The following is an 18,435-nucleotide window of genomic DNA, read 5'->3' on the forward strand; positions in this document are numbered from 1 at the left end:
TCACAACCACCGAAGGACTTTCATGGCTGCGTTGAACCACACCCAATGGCCCGTTCCACCGAAAACCACCAACCGCGTTTTGCTCGCCTGCTGGCTAGCCATCCTTGCGGAGGGCTACGACGTCGGCGTCCTGGGCGCCATCATTCCTGCCCTCGCCGAGTACAAGGAATGGGACCTCAGCCCGCTCGAGCTCGGCGGACTGGGTTCCTACGCCCTGGTTGGGATGCTGATCGGTGCCATGACAATCGGCACCCTCTCAGACCGCGTCGGCCGTAAAAACATGCTGCTGCTGTCCGTGCTGATCTTCACCTCCACACAGCTGGGCGCGGCTTTGGCGACCACCCCGGAAATCTTCGGCTTGTTCCGCTTCGTGGGCGGCCTGGGCATGGGTGGCATCATTCCTGTTGCCGCCGCACTCACCATCGAATATTCAGCCCCCAAACGCCGGTCCTTCAACTACGGCATCATGTACTCCGGCTACTCGTTCGGAATTCTCGCTGCCGCACTGGTCGCCCTCGCACTGCTGCCGACGCTCGGCTGGCGCTGGGTAATCGGCGTGGGGTTCATTCCCATCCTGCTCATCCCGGTCCTGGCCTGGATACTTCCGGAGTCCCTTGAGTTCCTGATGAGCAAGGGCCGCCGCGCTGAGGCGCAGCGCCTTGCGGGCAAGCTGGGCGTCACACCGTTCGTCGACAACGACTGGGCACCGGTACCGGTTGCCGGCGCAGCTCTAAAGCCCGTGGGTTGGAAGCAGTCCCTGATGGCTCTCTTTTCCCGCGACTACATCCGGCCCACCGTCTTCTTCTGGGTTTCCCTGTTTTGCGGCATGGTCCTCGTCTACGGTCTCAACACATGGCTGCCGACCATCATGCGGAAGGCCGGCTACGACCTTGGCTCATCCCTGACGTTCCTTGCAGTCTTCAGCCTCGCCTCGGCCATCGGTGGCATGGTCCTGGGCAAAGCCGCCGATGTCTACGGCAAGAAGCTCATCCTCGTCCTCTTCTACGCCATTGGCGGCGTGGGCATCCTGCTGCTGATGTTCCCGAACAACATCTTCATCAACTACGTTTTCGTCGCACTCGCTGGCGTGGGCTCGATCTCGACGTCCCTCGTCCTCACAGGCTGGGTAGCCGATTACTATCCCTCCTACGCCCGGGCAACGGCCACCGGCTGGGCCCTGTCCTTCGCGCGCATCGGAGCGATTTCCGGACCCCTGATCGGCGGCTGGATCGGATCAGCACAACTTCCGTTCCAGTGGAACTTCATCGTCTTCGCATTCGTGGCGCTCCTGGCCGCCGGCGCCGTCGCGATAATCCCTCGAACACCCGGTTCAACGCCCGGCATCATCACACACGCGGCAGACGAGCTCGAACCCACCAGCGCAAAACAATGACGGACGCAGCCTGAAAAGCTGCCTGCAACAGGATCGGACGGTGCGCCCAGGCGCTCCGTCCGATCCTGCTTTAACTGCCCAGTTCTGACGACCCGGCGCGGCCAATACAGCCTCTTCGGCCAACGGCCGGAGCCGACGATATTGCATCAGATGCAATAATCATAAGCTAGCCTTACATAAGGTCCGTTATCGGCACTTAAAATTCCGGGGGTGGTTGCATCTGAAGCGACTTGTCCGTTCTCATTCCAAATGTCAGTTTTCGCATCCAACGTGTCAGTTGACGGATTCGGGGTGATGAAGAACCTGGCCCAGAGCCACGGAATAAGCATTAAAGCTGCGTCACTGCAGTTCTCACTGGCGCACCCCGCAATCGCCGCGGTCATCCCCGGCGCGACCAAACCGAGCCGCATTGCCGAAGACGTTGCCGCGCTGGGTGAACAAGTTCCTGCGGGCCTTCTGGTCAGCTCTTCGTGAAGAACAGCTGATCTCGCCCTCGGCCACCGTGCCGGCCGCCATCACCCAGGCACCATTCCCAGAAACGGGCTATTACTCGACGCTGCAAGTCCACGAACTGCCGGTAGAGAGACTGCACGAGTGGAATGGTCCGGCACCTTCACCCCGGTAAATGTCAGCGACTCCGTGGCCGTGGCCCTGTTCCACGGCATATACTCAGATGGACTGAAAGCGCTCCAGGAGACCGCTCGCGGCCTGAGATTCCCGTGACCTGATCCGCGCCGATGCCCGACCGTGGGCGCCCTGGATTGTGACTCTCCAGAGGATCGAGAACGAAGCCAGCCCTTTCAAGCGAGCACCTCTCGATGCGGCGGCTGCAGAGACCACCACCCACTCCGCCCCAGCTATCCCCTTTCCGGAATCATCAGAAACAGGAACGAAATTCGGCCCCAGAATCCAGCTAATGCGGATGCAGAATCGCAGACGGGGTCCGCGATGAGCCAGGCGACCGCTTGCAGCCACACCATAGGTTGGTATGAAAATTCACTAGCGCGGAAAACGATTGGTCCCTACAGTTGTCATGCAATCGTCCACCGGAGGTCCGGCAATCAGGGAACGCTCGTTCTCAGCAGATTCGAGAGGAATCCACAGCATGGCATTTATTACCGTTGGAACCGAAAACAGCACAAACATCGAGCTTTACTATGAGGACCATGGCACTGGTCAGCCGGTTGTCCTGATCCACGGCTACCCGTTGGACGGTCATTCATGGGAAAAGCAGAGCGCCGCCCTGCTCAAGGCAGGTTATCGAGTCATTACCTACGACCGGCGCGGCTTCGGCCGCTCAAGCCAACCCACCACGGGCTATGACTACGACACCTTCGCCGCTGACCTGAACGTGGTTCTCGAGACTCTTGATCTCCGCGACGCTGTCCTCGTCGGTTTCTCCATGGGAACCGGCGAAGTTGGGCGCTATCTGGGCACCTACGGATCCGGCCGCATCTCCAAGGCCGCGTTCCTGGCATCCCTTGAACCGTTCCTGCTCAAGACCGATGACAACCCGGACGGAGTACCGCAGGAGGTATTCGACGGTATCCTCGCCGCTGTCACCACGGACCGCTACGCCTATTTCAGCGACTTCTACAAGAATTTCTACAACACCGATCAGACCTTGGGCACAAGGCTGTCGGAGGAGGCTCTGCGCAACAGCTGGAACGTGGCCGCCGGCGCTTCCTGGTACGCCTCCAGCGCCGCGGTGCCAACCTGGACTACCGATTTCCGGGGAGACATTCCCAAGATCGATGTCCCGTCGCTCATCCTGCACGGAACCGCGGACAACATCCTCCCGATCGATGCAACAGGGCGGCCCTTCTACAAGGCTCTTCCGTCGGCTGAGTATGTTGAAATCGACGGCGCCCCCCACGGGCTGCTGTGGACTCACGCGGAGGAAGTTAACCGGGCGCTGCTGGGCTTCCTCGCCGGTTAGGTGACCCGCTGTTAGCATCCCACGGCCACCGCCGCGCGCGATGCCAACCCATGAGGCTGTTCGAGACGTGGCGTGCCGTCCGCACTCGTGGGCGAAGCGTGGGTTCCAGGAGCGCTCTGGAGGAGGTTCCCGGAGCCAGCGTTACCTCCTGACGTGATTTCCGGGCCTTGGGGAGGGTTGTGAATTCGTTTGGATACTCGACGAATTCACAACCTCCCACTACGCCGGGCAATGACCCCTTAGTGCTATTTTCCGTCTCGTGGCCATCTCCGTTGGATGTCCGCTCCGCGGCGCGTTGGTGCGCCGCGGGGCGGTTCCGGTGACGACTACGTGGTCTTTTGCCGCGTCATTCGCCGCGTCATTCGCCGGCCGGTGCCTGAGATTTGCCCGGAGAAGTCTTGAAGCCGTCGTGATACAACGCTGCCGATTCTGGCTTCTGGCGTCTGCTTGGCGCCCCGTCTTCTGACAGGTCCTCTTTCTGCCAAGGCCATTTTCCGGTGATTTCGAGTTCGAGCGAGAAACTCAGAAAGGTACGGATGAGGACAATGATGGCCAGCACGCCGACGCCTTCAAATGTTGGGGCAACCGCGACGGTCCGGATGATGTCGGCCGCCACGAGTAGTTCCAGCCCCAACAGAATGGAACGTCCCAGCAATTGACGGTAGGAGCGGTAGACGGATTTGGTGTCAGTCCCGGGCTTGGGACGCCTCGGGTGGTAACCGCGCATGGCCATCGGAATTGAGATGACCGCGCCCACAACCATTACGGCCACGCCAGCGAAATCCATGAACCGGCCCACTGCCTCGATGATCTGCTGGAATTCCATTCTGCCTTTCCTGTTCTGATGTCGTGCCCGGATCGGATACTGGCCACTAATAACCCATCGATGTTCACTTTTGAATTGTGCTGCATCGGACTACGGTCATTTCTGCGGCCGCGCCTTGTGCAGGTCTGGGCCGGGCCACCATCATGCTTAGGGCCCTGATGAGTTTGACCTCCGCAGCGAGGTATCTGGCTGCTTTGCCGGTCTCGAAGAGCACCACGCTGGACGAGGTGTCCTTACGGCGTGTAGATGCGGTCGACGGCGGCCAGATGCTCCGGCCGGATCGGTGCGGCGTACCTCTGGTAGTCGGGATGCCGGCGTATGTAGCTCTTGATGTAGGGGCAGACGGGGATGATGGTCAGCCCGGCGGCGATGGTGTCGTCCAGGGCGTGCTTGGCCAGGACGGCGGCGAGGCCCTTCCCGGCGTGGGCGTCGCTGACTTCGGTGTGGTAGAAAATCCGTTCCTGGTCGGCCGGGCTGCTGGCGGGCACATATTCGGTCTTGCCGATAGCGGTTTGCCCGTCGAGGAGCTCATAGCAGTGGCTGTCGGGGACATGCCGGACGGTGATGGTTTTCTCCGGTTCCATTGGGTCTCCTTGTGATCGTTCCGGCCGGTGACCGGATGTTAGCCTCGCTTGCTGACGGTCACGGCTCGTTCGTGGAGCTGTCGGCCGGTGTCTTCGTTTCTGAGCCGCCCTGGCACTGGTGTTGCCTCCGCCTCGGGAACGTTGTAGCGGGCGGAACAACTCGATCTGGGCGACGGTGTCCCGCCCTTGCTGGGGGCGTTCATCGATCCGTGCGGTGAGGACCTGCCGCCGCACGGCCAGCTCTTCCCGCCAGGTCTCGGGCAGTATGTGCTGGTTGCTGCCCGTGGCAGCGAATTTGGCGAGAGGAGCAGGTTCCATTATCCGTCCGGCGATTCCTCAGCAGGCTAGCGAGGCAGTGAGGTGCGCAGCTTTTCCGTGAGCCTGAGCAGCTCGCGCTGTTCCGCGGCCGTCAGCGCCGGAGCGACCAGCTGGGCGATTTCCCGGACGTGTTCGCGGCCGATCTGCTTTTGCAGCTGTGCCCCTTCATCCGTGAGTTTCACCAGGACACCGCGGCGGTCGTCGGGTGCCGGCATCCGTTCCACCAGGCCACGCTTTTCCAGCCGTTCAACCAGCCTGCTGAGGCTCGACTGGCTCAGCAGCACGTTGTCGTTGAGCTCGTTCAGCCGCGCCCACCCTGAGGGGCAGCGGGACAGCGTGAACAGGACGTCGTACTCATTGAGGGCCAGGTCCCGGAACGCCGGCCCCCACTGTAGCCGGCGCATTACGGCAACCTGTGCACGGAACAGTGACTCCCAAGTCTCGGCAGCCAGCCGCACCGGTGAAGCGGCGGGGGCCGTTCCGGCGGACATCACGCCTCCCGTGCGGCGGGGGCGGCAGGAGCGGCGGATGCGTCAGGCTTGCCGGCTGCAGTCTCAGCCGCCGCGTTCTCCGCGGCGGTCCTAGCAGCTACGCGCCCGGCGTGGGTGGGCGGGTCCGGAACATGGGCCGGCTTGAGGGCGGCGTACTCCTTGCGCAGCACCGGAAGCACCTCTTCGCCGAACAGGTCAAGCTGTTCCAGGACGGTTTTGAGCGGCAGTCCGGCGTGGTCGATCAGGAACAGCTGGCGCTGGTAGTCGCCGAAGTACTCACGGAAGGTGAGCGTCTTCTCGATGACCTCCTGCGGGCTGCCCACAGTCAGCGGGGTCTGCGACCTGAAGTCCTCCAGGGAGGGGCCGTGACCGTAGACCGGGGCGTTGTCGAAGTACGGCCGGAATTCCTTGACGGCGTCCTGCGAGTTCTTCCGCATGAAGAACTGGCCGCCGAGGCCCACGATCGCCTGGTCTGCCGTGCCGTGGCCGTAGTGCTCGTAGCGTTCGCGGTAGAGGCTGATCAGCTGCTGGTAGTGCTCCTTGGGCCAGAAGATGTTGTTCGCGAAGAAGCCGTCACCGTAGTACGCCGCCACCTCCGCGATCTGCGGCGTGCGGATCGAGCCGTGCCACACGAAGGGGGCTACGCCGTCGAGCGGGCGCGGCGTCGAGGTGAAGTTCTGCAGCGGCGTCCGGAACTTGCCGGACCAGTTGACGGTGTCCTCGTCCCAGAGCCGGCGCAGCAGGTTGTAGTTCTCGATCGCGAGCTCGATTCCGTCCTCCATGTTCTTGCCGAACCAGGGGTAGACCGGCGCGGTGTTGCCCCGTCCGAGCACCAGGTCCACCCGCCCGTCGGCGAGGTGCTGGAGCATCGCGAAGTCCTCGGCGATTTTCACGGGATCGTTCGTGGTGATCAGCGTGGTGGCCGTGGAGAGCGTGATGCGTTCCGTCTGGGCGGCGATGTACGCAAGCGTGGTGGTGGGAGAGGAGGAGAAGAAGGGCCGGTTGTGGTGCTCGCCGATGGCGTAGACGTCCATGCCGATTTCTTCGACCTTCCTGGCGATGGCCACCGAGGCCTTGATCCGCTCATTCTCGGTGGGAATCCGGCCCGTGGTGGGGTTCTGGGTGATGTCGCTGACGCTGAATACGCCGATCTGCATGATGTGCCTTCCGTTGTCCGAGCTGTTTCCGGGCTTGCTTTAACTGTACCCGATTTACATGCGTTTGCATCTATCAGTGGATGTAACGTTCAGCGCGGCAGGTTATTCCCGGTTGGGCGAGGGGCGGCGTCGACGTGCGACGGTGCGGGCCGCTCGGGGCGCCGTGCGCGGCGCGCGATCCGGGTCAGGGGCCACTTTTCCCACGGAGCATACGGCCCTGAAGTGCCTCTACCTGGCCACTTGAGCACTGGCCCCCGCGAACGAAGGCAGGGCACCATATTCCTCACCGCGAAGCCAGCCCTGATCTCCTTCGCCTTCACCTTCCAGGGAAGAGTCAACTAACGCAAAATCAAGGATTGACCGATATGCGGAATTCGCGATCTCGGTTCGGAATCTCCTTCACATTCCTGGAGCTCGCCTCACCGCATCAACGATCCACCTTTTCCCAGCCATCTAGCTAGCCGTTCATCGGGCCTTCGGCATGCAGCTTGCCGGCTCCTGGACCTTCAACATGCAATGTGGCGCGGATCACCAGGCTGTCCGGTGCGGTGTCCAGCTCAATCAGGGTTTCGTGGGCGTTCAGGATGGTGAAGACCTCGGAACCGGCCTCGACCGTCAGTCCCTTGGCTTCCGCCGTCTGCCGTGCATTGTCCAAGGCCTCGCGCTGAAGCTTCTCAACATACTTGCTGTCATCTTCTCGGGCGGCATCGCCGAATGCCCAGCCGAACAAAGTCCCTGTGTTGTCCATGACAGCGATATTACGCGCAACGGCTCCGGAAGCATTAGTAAGTGTACTTACCGTAGGCTGACCATGACCTTGATGGGAAACGGCCAGTGACACATGCTCACCAACGGTGATGTCGATACCGCCACCGGAGCTGACTACTTCGCCAGGCGCCGACCAGCCAAAACACCGCGGCCCCGTGCAGCCCAGAAATCGAGGCATTCGGCTGCATCGTCACCCTGCAACCCCACACCCAAACAGGCTGGCAGCCGAGTAGCCTATCGTTTCCTGGCGCATTCCCGGAAGACGTACACTTTGGACTACCGGTGCGCGCCCGCACGGTTTGACCCGGTTCTCCACTGCGGGGCTGCCCGAGGCGCGGCGGATCGCACTGTGGGAGGAGCACAATGCCCGCGCCCTGGTCGGGCTTCAGGCCCGAACGTTGACAGGCGGCCCGCTGGAAGCTGCCGAGCTGAACCTGAACCTGCCCCAGCTGCAGTTGGCCCAGGTCTGGGGCAATCCGCACGTAGTGGAACGCTCACTCCGGGAGATCGCAGCGCACCCGGCCGAGGCCGTGGTCGCCTACTTCACGCTGGAGGGCGAGGGCTTCTTCTACCACCGGGACGGCTGCGAAATCCTCAGGCCCGGCGAGGCAATCCTCTATGACGCGGACCAGCCATTCATGCGCGGATTCTCGCACGGGCTGAAGGAACTGGCCCTGAAGATCCCCCGCGATACCCTGAGCGAATTCACCGGCCAGTCCGGGCTGATTCGCCCGAAGATCTTCGGCTTCCGTGGCCCTCAGGCCGGCGCTGTGCACGCCGGAGCCCTGGCTTCGTCCCTGGGTGCGGCGTTGTCCGGACGGGCCACAGATTGGGACGAGCTGGAGAAAACGGCGCTGGAACTGCTCGCGGGTATCCTCGGCGCCGCGGGACCGGCTGGACACTTGGCCGCTGCGCAGGCCTTCATCGCAGCTCACTCAGCAGATCCGCGGCTGTCGGCCGGGCGAATTGCCGCCGCCGTCGGCATTTCCGAGCGTCAGCTCTCGCGTATCTTGGCCGAGGCAGGCACCAGCGTACCGGGCGCCGTCCTGGATGCGAGGCTGGCGGCGGTCCGACAGCAGTTACTCTCCCCCGAAGCCGCACGGATGTCGCTGGGCAGCCTGGCGCTGCAGCAGGGCTTTGCCTCTCAAGCGCACTTCTCCCGCAGTTACAAGGAGAAATTCGGCATCTCCCCGCTGCAGGATCGCCGTTCCGCCGGCGCCTGATGGCCCTTGCCTTTGCGCCCCGGTCGCTCCGTCGGTGATGAAGCCAGCCGTTTATCGCCGTGTATAGCGCCGCAGGTCCTGACGGGGATGCGTGACGTGGAGTTTTTATCCGGATCCGCCGAGTTTTTTCCTGTTTCCGCCGTGATCGCCGCCACTCCACTCAGAAGCGGTGTGAACCGGGACACTCAGTAGCAGTCGTCCGGAACTAGACCGGCTGTTGAAGTGGAGTACATGCAATGGTGATTTTCAATGACGGGGTCTCCGAGACCGAGACCCCGGATTCTGCCGTCGTCGAGACGGATGTCCTCGTCGTTGGCTCCGGCCCGGCCGGGTCCTCGGCCGCGCTGTTCCTGTCCTCGCTGGGCGTGCCGAACATCATGATCACCAAGTACCGCTGGACCGCGAACACTCCGCGGGCCCACATCACAAACCAGCGGACGATGGAGATCTTTCGGGACCTGGGCATCGAGGATCAGGTGCTGGCTGACGCGACCCCGCACCATATGATCGGGGACACAGTTTTCTGTACCTCGATCGCCGGCGAGGAAATCGGCCGCGTCCTCACTTGGGGCAACCATCCGGCCCGCCATGCGGACTATGAGCTGGCCTCGCCTTCGCTGAACTGCGATATCCCGCAGACCTACTTGGAGCCGATCCTGGTCAGGAACGCCACCATGCGCGGCACGCAGACGCAGTTCTCCACGGAGTACCTCTCGCACAGCCAGGACGACGACGGCGTGAGCGTGCGGGTGCTGAACCGGCTCACCGGCCATGAGTACACCATCCGTGCCAAGTACCTGATCGGTGCCGACGGGGCCCGCTCCAAGGTCGCAGCCGACATCGAACTGCCCTACGAGGGGCGGATGGATATCGCCGGCTCGATGAACATCACCTTCAAGGCGGACATCGCCGAGCTCGTGGGGCACCGCCCGTCGGTGCTGTACTGGGTGGTTCAGCCCGGCTCCAATATCGGCGGCATCGGCGCCGGCCTGGTGCGCATGGTCCGGCCGTGGAACGAATGGCTGATCGTCTGGGGCTTTGATATCAACGAAGGCACCCCCGCGGTCTCCGAGGACGACGCCCGGCAGATCGTGCGCAACCTGATCGGCGTACCTGACCTGGGCGTGGAGATCACCGGCATCTCGCTCTGGGGCAACAACGAGCAGTACGCCACACGGTTGCAGGCCGACCGGGTGTTCTGCGCCGGCGATGCCGTGCATAAGCATCCGCCGAGCAACGGGCTGGGCTCCAACACTTCCATCCAGGACTCCTATAACCTGGCCTGGAAACTCGCCGCCGTCCTCAAGGGTCAGGCCGGCCAGGAACTGCTGGAGGCCTACTCGGCCGAACGTGCCCCGGTCGCCGAGCAGATCGTCACCCGGGCCAATAGGTCCGCCAGGGAGTTCGGCAAGCTGTTCGAGGCCCTGGGCATCGACACGGCCGAAACCGCGGAGGAAATGCTCGCGCTGATCGAGTCCCGCAAGGACGCGACACCGGAGGGCGCCGCCAAGCGCGCTGCAGTGCAGGAGGCCATGGACCTGAAAAACTACGAATTCAACGCCCACGGAGTGGAGCTCGGTCAGCATTATGTCTCCACCGCCGTTGTTGGGGATGGCACGGCGAAGCCGGAACCGGGGCGGGACCCGGAGCTGTACTACCAGCCGACCACCCAGCCCGGCGGCCGGCTGCCGCATGCCTGGGTCGGCGACAACACGCACAAGTACTCCCCGCACGACCTGGCCCCGTACGGCCAGTTCACCCTTTTCACCGGAGTTACCGGCGAGGACTGGACGGGGGCGGCACAGAAGGTCGGTGACCAGCTCGGCATCACCATCAGCACGGTGGTCATCGGCCCCGGCAGGGAAGTCACCGATCTGTACTTCGACTGGGCAAGGCTGCGCGAGGTGGCCGAAGACGGCGCCCTCCTGGTCCGCCCGGACAAGCACATCGCCTGGCGCTGCCACACGCTGCCGGCCGACCCCGAAGCCGAGCTGCGCACCGCGGCGGCCGCCATCCTGAACAGGAGCAAGTGAAGATGTCTTTGGTTTTTGAACATGTCGCACTGGGGCAGCGGGTGCTGTTCGGGACCGGGAAGGCCGCCGAAAACCTGGCCGCGGAGGTGGAGCGGCTCGGGGCACGGAAGGTGATGGTGATCGCCTCCGAGTTCGAGGCGACGATTGCGGATGTGGTCTGTGCCGGGATTTCCCCGGTGCTGCGCTGGGACGAGGTCGTCATGCACGTCCCGGTCGAGGTCGCGGAGAAAGCCCGGGCCGCGGCGGCCGAGCACGAAATCGACCTGCTGGTGTGTGTGGGCGGGGGCTCGACCACGGGTCTGGCCAAGGCCGTGGCCCTGACCTCGGGGATACCAATCGTGGCGGTGCCGACCACCTACGCGGGCTCCGAGGCGACCAACGTGTGGGGCCTGACCGAGGCCGCCCGGAAGACCACCGGGGTGGACGACCGCGTCCTGCCGGTGAGCGTGGTCTACGATGCGGGCCTGACCCTGTCCCTGCCGGTGGACATGTCCGTGGCCTCAGGGCTGAACGGGATGGCCCATTGCATCGACTCGCTCTGGGCCCCGCGGGCAGACCCGATCAACGCCGCGCTGGCCGCCGAGGGCATCCGCGCCCTGAACCAGTGCTTGCCGCTGATCAAGGCCGACCCGCAGGACCTTCAGGGCCGGGAGCAGGCCCTGTATGGGGCCTACCTGTCGGCGGTAGCGTTCGCCAGCGCCGGATCCGGGATGCACCACAAGATCTGCCACGTGCTCGGCGGGACCTTCAACCTCCCCCACGCCCAGACCCACGCCACCGTGCTGCCCTACGTGCTGGCCTTCAACGCCCCCGCCGCGCCCGAGGCGGCCGCGCGGGCCGCCGCCGCGTTCAGCGCCGAAGACGCAGTGACCGGCCTGAACCGGCTCCGCGACATCCTCGACGCACCGAAGGCTCTGGCCGATTACGGCTTCAGGGAGGGAGACATCTCTGAAGCGGTCCAGGTTGCCCTGCCCGCCATCCCGGCCTCCAACCCGCGGAAGGTCACCGCAGAGAACCTGACCAGGCTGCTGGTCGCCGCCACAGCAGGCGATGACCCCAAGATCCTCACCGACCTCTAAGGACACCCTCATGACTGACACTACCGGCACCCCGGTGACTGCCGGCGCCGGCGCCGAACAGATCGCCGTTGAAGAGACCCTAATCCAGAATGTTCTGCATTCCTTTGAGAACTGCACCGATCCGCGGCTGCAGCTCCTGATGCAGGCCCTGGTAAGGCATTTGCACGCGTTCATCCGCGAGGTGCGCCTGACCGGGGACGAATGGAACGCCGCGATCGCGTTCCTGACCGAGGCCGGGCACATCACCGACGAGAAGCGCCAGGAGTTCATCCTGCTCTCCGACGTGCTGGGCGCCTCCATGCAGACGATCAACGTCAACAACCAGGCGTACAAGAACGCCACCGACGCCACGGTCTTCGGCCCTTTCTTCGCAGAGGACGCCCCGGAAATACCCAACGGCGGGGACATCGCCGGCGGCGCGCCCGGTCAGCCCTGCTGGCTCGAGGGCACCGTCGCCGACACCGAGGGCGCCCCGGTGCCCGGGGCCCGCATCGAGGTCTGGGAGGCCGACGAGGACGGCTTCTACGACGTCCAGTACGGCGACAACCGGGTCGCCGGCCGGGCGCATCTGTTCGCCGACGATCAGGGACACTACAGCTTCTGGGGCCTGGCCCCGACGCCGTACCCGATCCCGCACGACGGGCCTGTCGGCAAACTGCTGGAGGCAACCGGGCGCTCCCCGATGCGCGCGTCGCACCTGCACTTCATGGTCACCGCGCCGGGTAAGCGGGTCCTGGTCACGCACATCTTCGTCGCCGGGGACGAACTACTCAAGTCCGACACCGTTTTCGGTGTCAAGGACTCCCTCATCAAGAACTTCGAGCAGCAGGCCCCCGGCACCCCCACCCCCGACGGCCGCGATCTGGACGGGAAAACCTGGGCCCGCAGCCGCTTCGACATCGTCCTCGCCCCCACCGAAGCAGGCGGCGGCAACTGAGACACCGCAGGGGCCAAGCAACAGGCAGCCCCTGAACAGCTCCACCGAACATGCCCGCCAGATCGGGCTACATCCAGACGCGCCCGAGTGTGCCCGTGAATAGCGCCCAAGTGTGCCCACAAATACCCAAGTGCGCCCATAAATAAAGGTTTGGGATGGTCATGACAGTTAACAGAACAGAGGCTGTGGAACGAGCCGAAACGAGACAGATTTCTGCAACGACTACTTCCGAGGAGAAGACGATGACACTGACTAAGCAAAGCATGACCGATGAACAGCGTAAGTCTGTCGCGCTGGAGTATCTGAAAGCCTTTGACCATGGCGGGGTGACTTCCGACGGCGGAAGCATCCTGGACCTCTTCAGCATCGACGCTCAGGTCTACTTCCCTAAATGGGGCATCGCGAACGGCAGGGAAGAAATTGGAAAGCTCTTTGGTGACGTGGGCGCCACCATCAGGAGCATCACGCACGACTACTCCACGTTTAATTGGATTTTCTCGGGTTCGGACACAATTGTGGCCGAGGGCACAAGCTTCGGAGTGCATCGGGATGGACCCTGGCGTGCCGGTGTTCCAGACTCTGGTGCGGGCCGCTGGTGCGACGTCTTTGAGATCCTGGACTGGCAGATCACGCGCGTATTCATCTACATGGATCCGGACTATGCCGGTAAAGATACCCGGCGCTATCCCTGGCTTCAGCCAGAGGGGACTGGTGAATGAGGGCAAGGATTGCGGCACCGATCAAACCTTCCAGGACTACCGAGATATGCCGACACACCGTCTTGTCGAGTGCGCCGATTCTCTCCGGTTTCCGCCCGCTTCGATGCCTTGGAGCCGTTCCCAACCAAGATGCCCCACCGTAGAATGACTTCGACTATCAGGACGCCATGGACATCAAGAACTACGAGTTCAACGCCCACGGCGTGGAGATCGGCCAGCATTACATCTCCTCTGCCGTGAGCTGGACCGGCCCGGTCAAACCGGGCTCCGGCCACGGACGCCGAGCTGTACTGCGAGCCTTCCACCTACCCTGTGCTCCGCCTGCCCCCACGCCTGGGCGGGAAACAGCGCCGGGAAATATTCAACGCATGACCTCGGGCGAACCTCCGGGGCGTTGAGGAAGACGGCGCCGTTCTTGTCTGGCCCTATAAGCACATCGGCTGCGGGTCGGAGCCAGCTGCCTGCAGATCCTGAGCGTCCCTGATGACCGCACCCACCGCCACACTGAGCAGGAGCAACTGATGGGACTGACCTTTCAGCACACAACGCTGGGCCAGAGGGTGCTCTTCGGCTCCGGGAAGGCAGCGGAGCACCTTGCCGGCGAGGTCGGCCGCCTGAGCGCTCGGAACGTCATGGTGATCGCCTCCGGCCGGGAACGGCCCGAAGCCGAAAGGGTCACCGCAGGCATCAGCACGGCCTTGCTGTACGACGACGTTGCCCCGCACGTGCCCATCGATAAAGCGGAGAAAGCCCGGAAGGCAGCCACCGACAACGGCATCGACCTGCTGGTCTGCGTGGGCGGCGGATCAACCACCGGCATGGCCAAGGCCATTGCCATGACAACCGGGCTGCCCATTATCGCGGTGCCCACTACGTACGCAGGGTCTGAGGCGACCAACGTCTGGGGCCTAACGGAAGCATCCCGGAAGACCACGGGCGTCGATGACCAGGTGTTGCCCGTGACCGTGGTCTACGACGCTGAGCTGACGCTGTCCCTGCCGGCAGAACTGAGCATAGCTTCGGGACTGAATGCCTTGGCGCACTGCATAGATTCCATGTGGGCGCCGCGAGCGGATCCCATCAACCAGGCACTGGCCGGCGAAGGCATCCGAGCGCTCAACGGCGGCCTTCCGGCGATCCGCACCAACTCCAAGGATCTGCGGGGCCGGGAACTGGCGCTGTACGGGGCCTACCTCTCCGCGGTCGCGTTCGCCTCTGCAGGATCCGGCATGCACCATAAGATCTGCCATGTCCTCGGCGGCCGGTGGAACATGCCCCACGCTCAAACCCACGCCACCGTACTCCCCTATGTCCTTGCCTTCAACGCTCCAGCCGCGGACGCCGCCGCCCAGAGGATCGCGGCGGCCTTCGGGGCGGATACGTCCACCGCAGGATTGAACACGCTGCGGGAGACACTGGATGCGCCCCAGGCCCTTAGAGACTACGGATTTGTTGAGGGCAACATCACGGAGGCCGTCCAGCTCATCCTGCCCGTCATCCCGGAATCCAACCCCCGCCCCGTCACGGAAGATAACCTCACCGCGCTGCTCACGGCCGCCTACGCCGGAACCGCCCCCGATGCCGAGTGGGCGGAGTCACAGCCATGACAAGCGCCCAGCACCAGGAGGCACCCATGACTGCAGGCCCAACCGCCGGCATCCCCCCGCAGCAGCAGGCACTCGAGGAAGACATCGTCAGAACAGTCCTCGCCTCGTTCGAAAACACCTCTGACCACCGCCTCAGGATTCTGGTACATTCACTCACTCCGCAGCTGCACGCCTTCATCCGCGAAATCGGCGGTGACATCGCCGCTGGTGCCCCCGGGTCGCACTGCTGGATAGAAGGCCAGGTCACGGGAACCGACGGACGGCCGGTTCCGGGGGCCTGCATCGAGGGCTGGGAAGCCGATGAGGACGGCTTCTACGACGTCCGGTACGCGGACCGGAGAGTCTCATGCCGTGCCCGCCTGAACCCGGACGGGGAGGGAGGGCACGCGTTCTGGGGACTGGCCCCTTCCCCCTACCCGGTTCCCCATGACGGGGCGGTGGGCAGGATGTTCGATGCCATGGGACGGTCCCCGATGCGTCCGTCGCATCGGCACCGGTGCGTCCGGCAGGCGCGCAAGGGCGCGGGCACCCAATATCGGGTGCCCGCGCCCTTGGTTGTCGTTGCCCGGGGGTGGCAACGGTGCGGTGCTGGGGTCAGCTGGCTGAGAGCACGAATGCCGAATCGATGGTGATGGTGACCTTGTCGCCGACGAGGACTCCGCCGGCCTCAAGGGCGGCGTTCCAGGTGATGCCGAAGGCCTTGCGGGAGATCTGGGCGGTGGCGGAGAACCCGGCGCGGGTGGCGCCGAAGGGGTCAACGGCCACGCCGCCGAACTCCACGTCGAAGGTCACCGGCTTGGAGGTTTCCTTGATGGTCAGGTCGCCGCTGAGCCGGAAACTCTCCGGGGTGCCTTGGACTTCGGTTGCCTTGAAGGTCATATGCGGGTACTGCTCAACGTTGAAGAAGTCCGGGCCCTTGACGTGGGCATCGCGGTTGTTGTCGTTGGAATCGAACGATGCGGTCTGGACCGTTGCCTCGACGGATGAGGTGTCCGGTGTCGCACCGACGACGAGCGTCGCGTACGCCTCGGTGAAGGCACCGCGTACCTTGCTGATGCCGGCGTGGCGGACGGAGAAACCTACCTCGGTGTGTGCCTGGTCGAGTGTCCAAGTGCCGGGCGTGAGCTCAATCGTGGTCATATCCATCTCCTGTGTCCGGTGTCTGCAAGCTTTCAACTTGCATGCGTATGCATGTAACCATGCCTGCTTTGGGAGGTGGGTGTCAACTAAGAAGATTCTTTACGCACGATAATCTCCTTGGAAATATCTTTCTAAGAAGGTATGTTTCATGTCAGTCCTCCAAGGGCTCCAAACCACAGGGCCGGGGCAGGAGGAAACGGACCAAAAGGGCCCAACGAGCGTCATCCCTAAATTGGAATGGAGGTGGGCCGACATGCCCACAATGCCTGTAGGCGGGATCGTTCCCCGCAATGATGCGGGACAGACCGCAGACACCATCGTTCGAAATGCCAAAGTCTTCACCGGTGACCCTGCCCGGCCGCACGCCTCGGCCGTGGCCATCAAAGACGGCAAGGTACTGGTCGTCGGCGACGATGCCGACATCGCCAAGGTCACCGGATCGGCCACGAAGATCGTCGATGCCCAGAACCGCCGGGTAATCCCGGGACTCAACGACTCGCACCTGCATGTCATCCGGGGCGGGCTGAACTACGTGATGGAACTGCGCTGGGACGGAGTGCCGACGCTCAAGCTCGCCATGCAGATGCTCCGCGAGCAGGCCGACCGTACTCCCAAGGGCCAGTGGGTCCGCGTCGTGGGCGGTTTCACCAAGGAACAGTTTGCCGAAAAGCGGCTGCCCACCCTGGCGGAACTCAACGAAGCCGCCCCCGATACGCCGGTCTTCATCCTCAATCTGTATCAGTCGGCGCTGATGAACCGCGCCGCCGTCAGGGCCGCCGGCTACACCAAGGACACCCCCGACTTCAAAGGCGGTCAGATCGTCCACGGCCGTAACGGGGAACCAACCGGTCTGCTCCTGGCCGCACCCAGTGCCCTGGTCCTGTACTCAACCCTGGCCAAGGCCCCGCTGCTGCCCGAAGACGAACGGAAGAACTCCACGCGCCAGTATCTGCGTGAACTGAACAGGTTCGGCCTCACCTCGGCCATTGATGCCGCCGGCGGCTTCCAAAACTTCCCGGACAACTACCGGACCGTTATGGATCTTGCCAACGAGGGCAATCTGTCCCTCCGGATTGCCTACCACCTGTTCCCCCAGGTTGCCGGCCAGGAACTCGATGACCTCAAGCGCTGGGTGGAGACCGTCAAACCCGGAGATGGGGACGAATACCTGCGGCTCAACGGCGCCGGAGAAAACCTCACCTGGGCCGCCGGGGACTTCGAGAACTTCACGGAACCGCGCCCGGAACTGTCCGCAGACTACGAAGTCGAGTTCGAAAAGGCCGTCCGCCTGCTGATGGAAAACGGCTGGGGCTTCCGGCTCCACGCAACCTACAACGAAACCATCGAACGCGACCTGGCCGTGTTCGAAAAACTCGCCGCCGACGGTCTGTTCCCGGGCGGGAACCGGTGGATCTTCGACCACGCCGAAACCATCAGCAGCTCCAGCATGGACCGGGTCGCAGCACTGGGCGGGTCACTGTCGGTCCAGAACCGCATGTCCTTCCAGGGCGAAGCCTTCGTCCAGCGCTACGGCGCCGGCGCTGCCGCCCAGGCCCCGCCGATCCGCAAGATGCTCGACCGCGGCCTGGTGGTCGGCGCAGGAACGGACGCGACCCGCGTCTCCTCCTACAACCCCTGGGTCGCACTACACTGGCTGGTCTCCGGGCGCACCATCGGCAACACCCTCATCTACCCGCCGGAGAACCGGGTCAGCCGGGAACAGGCGCTGCAGATGTACACGGTCGCCGGAGCGAAACTCACCGGCGAAGAGAACATCAAAGGCGTCCTGCGTGAAGGTTTCTACGGTGACCTGAGCATCCTCTCCGATGACTTCTTCGCCGTCGAGGAGCAGGACATTCCGCACATCGAGGCACTGGCCACCATCGTTGGAGGGCGCATCGTCTACGCCGCCGGCGACTACGAAGGCCAGGACGAGGAAATCCCGGCCATCAGCCCGCTCTGGAGCCCAGTGGCCCACTACGGCGGCTACCAGGCCACCGCAAAGCCCTCGAGCACCGGCGGACGCCAGGCCGAACTGCTCGCCCAGGCCGCCGCCGAAGCCGAACAGCAGCGGCAGTGGCGTTCAGCGCGCCACGGGGCACCTGCAGTCATCGCCGACACCGCCTTCGAAACCCACGCCCACTAGCCAGCAATAGAACCCGATGAAAAAGAGACGTCTGTACGACATCATCCGTACAGCACTAAGAAGAACCCCCAACAA

The 18,435-nt window shown here is 63.7% G+C and carries 16 protein-coding genes and 1 pseudogene; 11 read left to right on the top strand and 6 right to left on the bottom strand.

What is annotated here, in order from left to right; all coding sequences use genetic code 11:
* Window positions 1-22 precede the first annotated feature (22 nt).
* The 3 genes from QFZ69_RS11905 (at window position 23) to QFZ69_RS11915 (ending at window position 3,332) form a co-directional block, all read left to right on the top strand.
* A complete protein-coding gene (locus tag QFZ69_RS11905) occupies window positions 23-1,393 on the top strand; it encodes an aromatic acid/H+ symport family MFS transporter (RefSeq protein WP_306918389.1) in 1,371 nt (456 codons plus the stop codon).
* A gap of 270 nt (window positions 1,394-1,663) precedes the next feature.
* A complete protein-coding gene (locus tag QFZ69_RS11910) occupies window positions 1,664-1,867 on the top strand; it encodes an aldo/keto reductase (RefSeq protein WP_307000140.1) in 204 nt (67 codons plus the stop codon).
* Between the two features lie 631 nt (window positions 1,868-2,498).
* Window positions 2,499-3,332 (top strand): alpha/beta fold hydrolase, encoded by an 834-nt coding sequence (locus QFZ69_RS11915; protein WP_306918392.1) that lies wholly within the window; start codon window positions 2,499-2,501, stop codon window positions 3,330-3,332.
* A gap of 472 nt (window positions 3,333-3,804) precedes the next feature.
* Here QFZ69_RS11915 and QFZ69_RS11920 read toward each other — a convergent pair.
* From QFZ69_RS11920 to QFZ69_RS11940, 5 genes and pseudogenes are all read right to left on the bottom strand, one after another.
* Window positions 3,805-4,158: pseudogene (locus QFZ69_RS11920) on the bottom strand (DUF1622 domain-containing protein); the annotation flags it as partial.
* Window positions 4,159-4,391: 233 nt separating this feature from the next.
* Entirely contained in the window at window positions 4,392-4,742 is a 351-nt protein-coding gene (locus tag QFZ69_RS11925; RefSeq protein ID WP_306918393.1) for a GNAT family N-acetyltransferase, read from the bottom strand.
* Window positions 4,743-5,086: 344 nt separating this feature from the next.
* Window positions 5,087-5,551 (bottom strand): MarR family winged helix-turn-helix transcriptional regulator, encoded by a 465-nt coding sequence (locus QFZ69_RS11930; RefSeq protein WP_306918395.1) that lies wholly within the window; start codon window positions 5,549-5,551, stop codon window positions 5,087-5,089.
* The gene (locus tag QFZ69_RS11935) at window positions 5,551-6,708 is read right to left on the bottom strand and encodes an LLM class flavin-dependent oxidoreductase (RefSeq protein ID WP_307000142.1); all 1,158 of its coding nucleotides are present in this window, start codon (window positions 6,706-6,708) and stop codon (window positions 5,551-5,553) included. The genes QFZ69_RS11930 and QFZ69_RS11935 overlap by 1 nt, the downstream gene beginning before the upstream one ends.
* 457 nt (window positions 6,709-7,165) lie before the next feature.
* On the bottom strand, window positions 7,166-7,456 hold the full coding sequence (locus QFZ69_RS11940) for a hypothetical protein (RefSeq protein WP_306918398.1): 291 nt from the start codon (window positions 7,454-7,456) through the stop codon (window positions 7,166-7,168).
* A 319-nt stretch (window positions 7,457-7,775) separates the two neighbouring features.
* On the opposite strand from QFZ69_RS11940, the gene QFZ69_RS11945 reads away from it, so the two are divergent.
* From QFZ69_RS11945 to QFZ69_RS11975, 7 genes are all read left to right on the top strand, one after another.
* On the top strand, window positions 7,776-8,699 hold the full coding sequence (locus QFZ69_RS11945; protein ID WP_306918399.1) for an AraC family transcriptional regulator: 924 nt from the start codon (window positions 7,776-7,778) through the stop codon (window positions 8,697-8,699).
* Between the two features lie 236 nt (window positions 8,700-8,935).
* On the top strand, window positions 8,936-10,732 hold the full coding sequence (locus QFZ69_RS11950; RefSeq protein ID WP_306918400.1) for an FAD-dependent monooxygenase: 1,797 nt from the start codon (window positions 8,936-8,938) through the stop codon (window positions 10,730-10,732).
* 2 nt (window positions 10,733-10,734) lie between these two features.
* Window positions 10,735-11,811: a maleylacetate reductase gene (locus QFZ69_RS11955; RefSeq protein ID WP_306918402.1), complete on the top strand. Its 1,077-nt coding sequence runs from the start codon at window positions 10,735-10,737 to the stop codon at window positions 11,809-11,811.
* A 10-nt stretch (window positions 11,812-11,821) separates the two neighbouring features.
* Window positions 11,822-12,748, top strand: coding sequence for a dioxygenase (locus QFZ69_RS11960; RefSeq protein WP_306918404.1), 927 nt, complete (start codon window positions 11,822-11,824; stop codon window positions 12,746-12,748).
* A 242-nt stretch (window positions 12,749-12,990) separates the two neighbouring features.
* The gene (locus tag QFZ69_RS11965; RefSeq protein WP_306918406.1) at window positions 12,991-13,467 is read left to right on the top strand and encodes a nuclear transport factor 2 family protein; all 477 of its coding nucleotides are present in this window, start codon (window positions 12,991-12,993) and stop codon (window positions 13,465-13,467) included.
* Between the two features lie 521 nt (window positions 13,468-13,988).
* Window positions 13,989-15,074: a maleylacetate reductase gene (locus QFZ69_RS11970; protein ID WP_306918409.1), complete on the top strand. Its 1,086-nt coding sequence runs from the start codon at window positions 13,989-13,991 to the stop codon at window positions 15,072-15,074.
* Between the two features lie 26 nt (window positions 15,075-15,100).
* Complete coding sequence (locus QFZ69_RS11975; RefSeq protein WP_306918411.1) at window positions 15,101-15,706, top strand: hypothetical protein; 606 nt, start codon at window positions 15,101-15,103, stop codon at window positions 15,704-15,706.
* Here the strand turns inward: QFZ69_RS11975 and QFZ69_RS11980 are convergent.
* The gene (locus QFZ69_RS11980) at window positions 15,669-16,214 is read right to left on the bottom strand and encodes a YceI family protein (protein WP_306918413.1); all 546 of its coding nucleotides are present in this window, start codon (window positions 16,212-16,214) and stop codon (window positions 15,669-15,671) included. The genes QFZ69_RS11975 and QFZ69_RS11980 overlap by 38 nt on opposite strands.
* Window positions 16,215-16,467: 253 nt before the next feature.
* Between QFZ69_RS11980 and QFZ69_RS11985 the strand changes: the two genes are divergently transcribed.
* A complete protein-coding gene (locus QFZ69_RS11985; protein ID WP_306918415.1) occupies window positions 16,468-18,360 on the top strand; it encodes an amidohydrolase in 1,893 nt (630 codons plus the stop codon).
* Window positions 18,361-18,435: the final 75 nt, after the last annotated feature.

It is taken from the genome of Arthrobacter sp. V1I7 (assembly GCF_030817015.1).
In the GTDB taxonomy this organism is placed as follows: Bacteria; Actinomycetota; Actinomycetes; order Actinomycetales; family Micrococcaceae; genus Arthrobacter.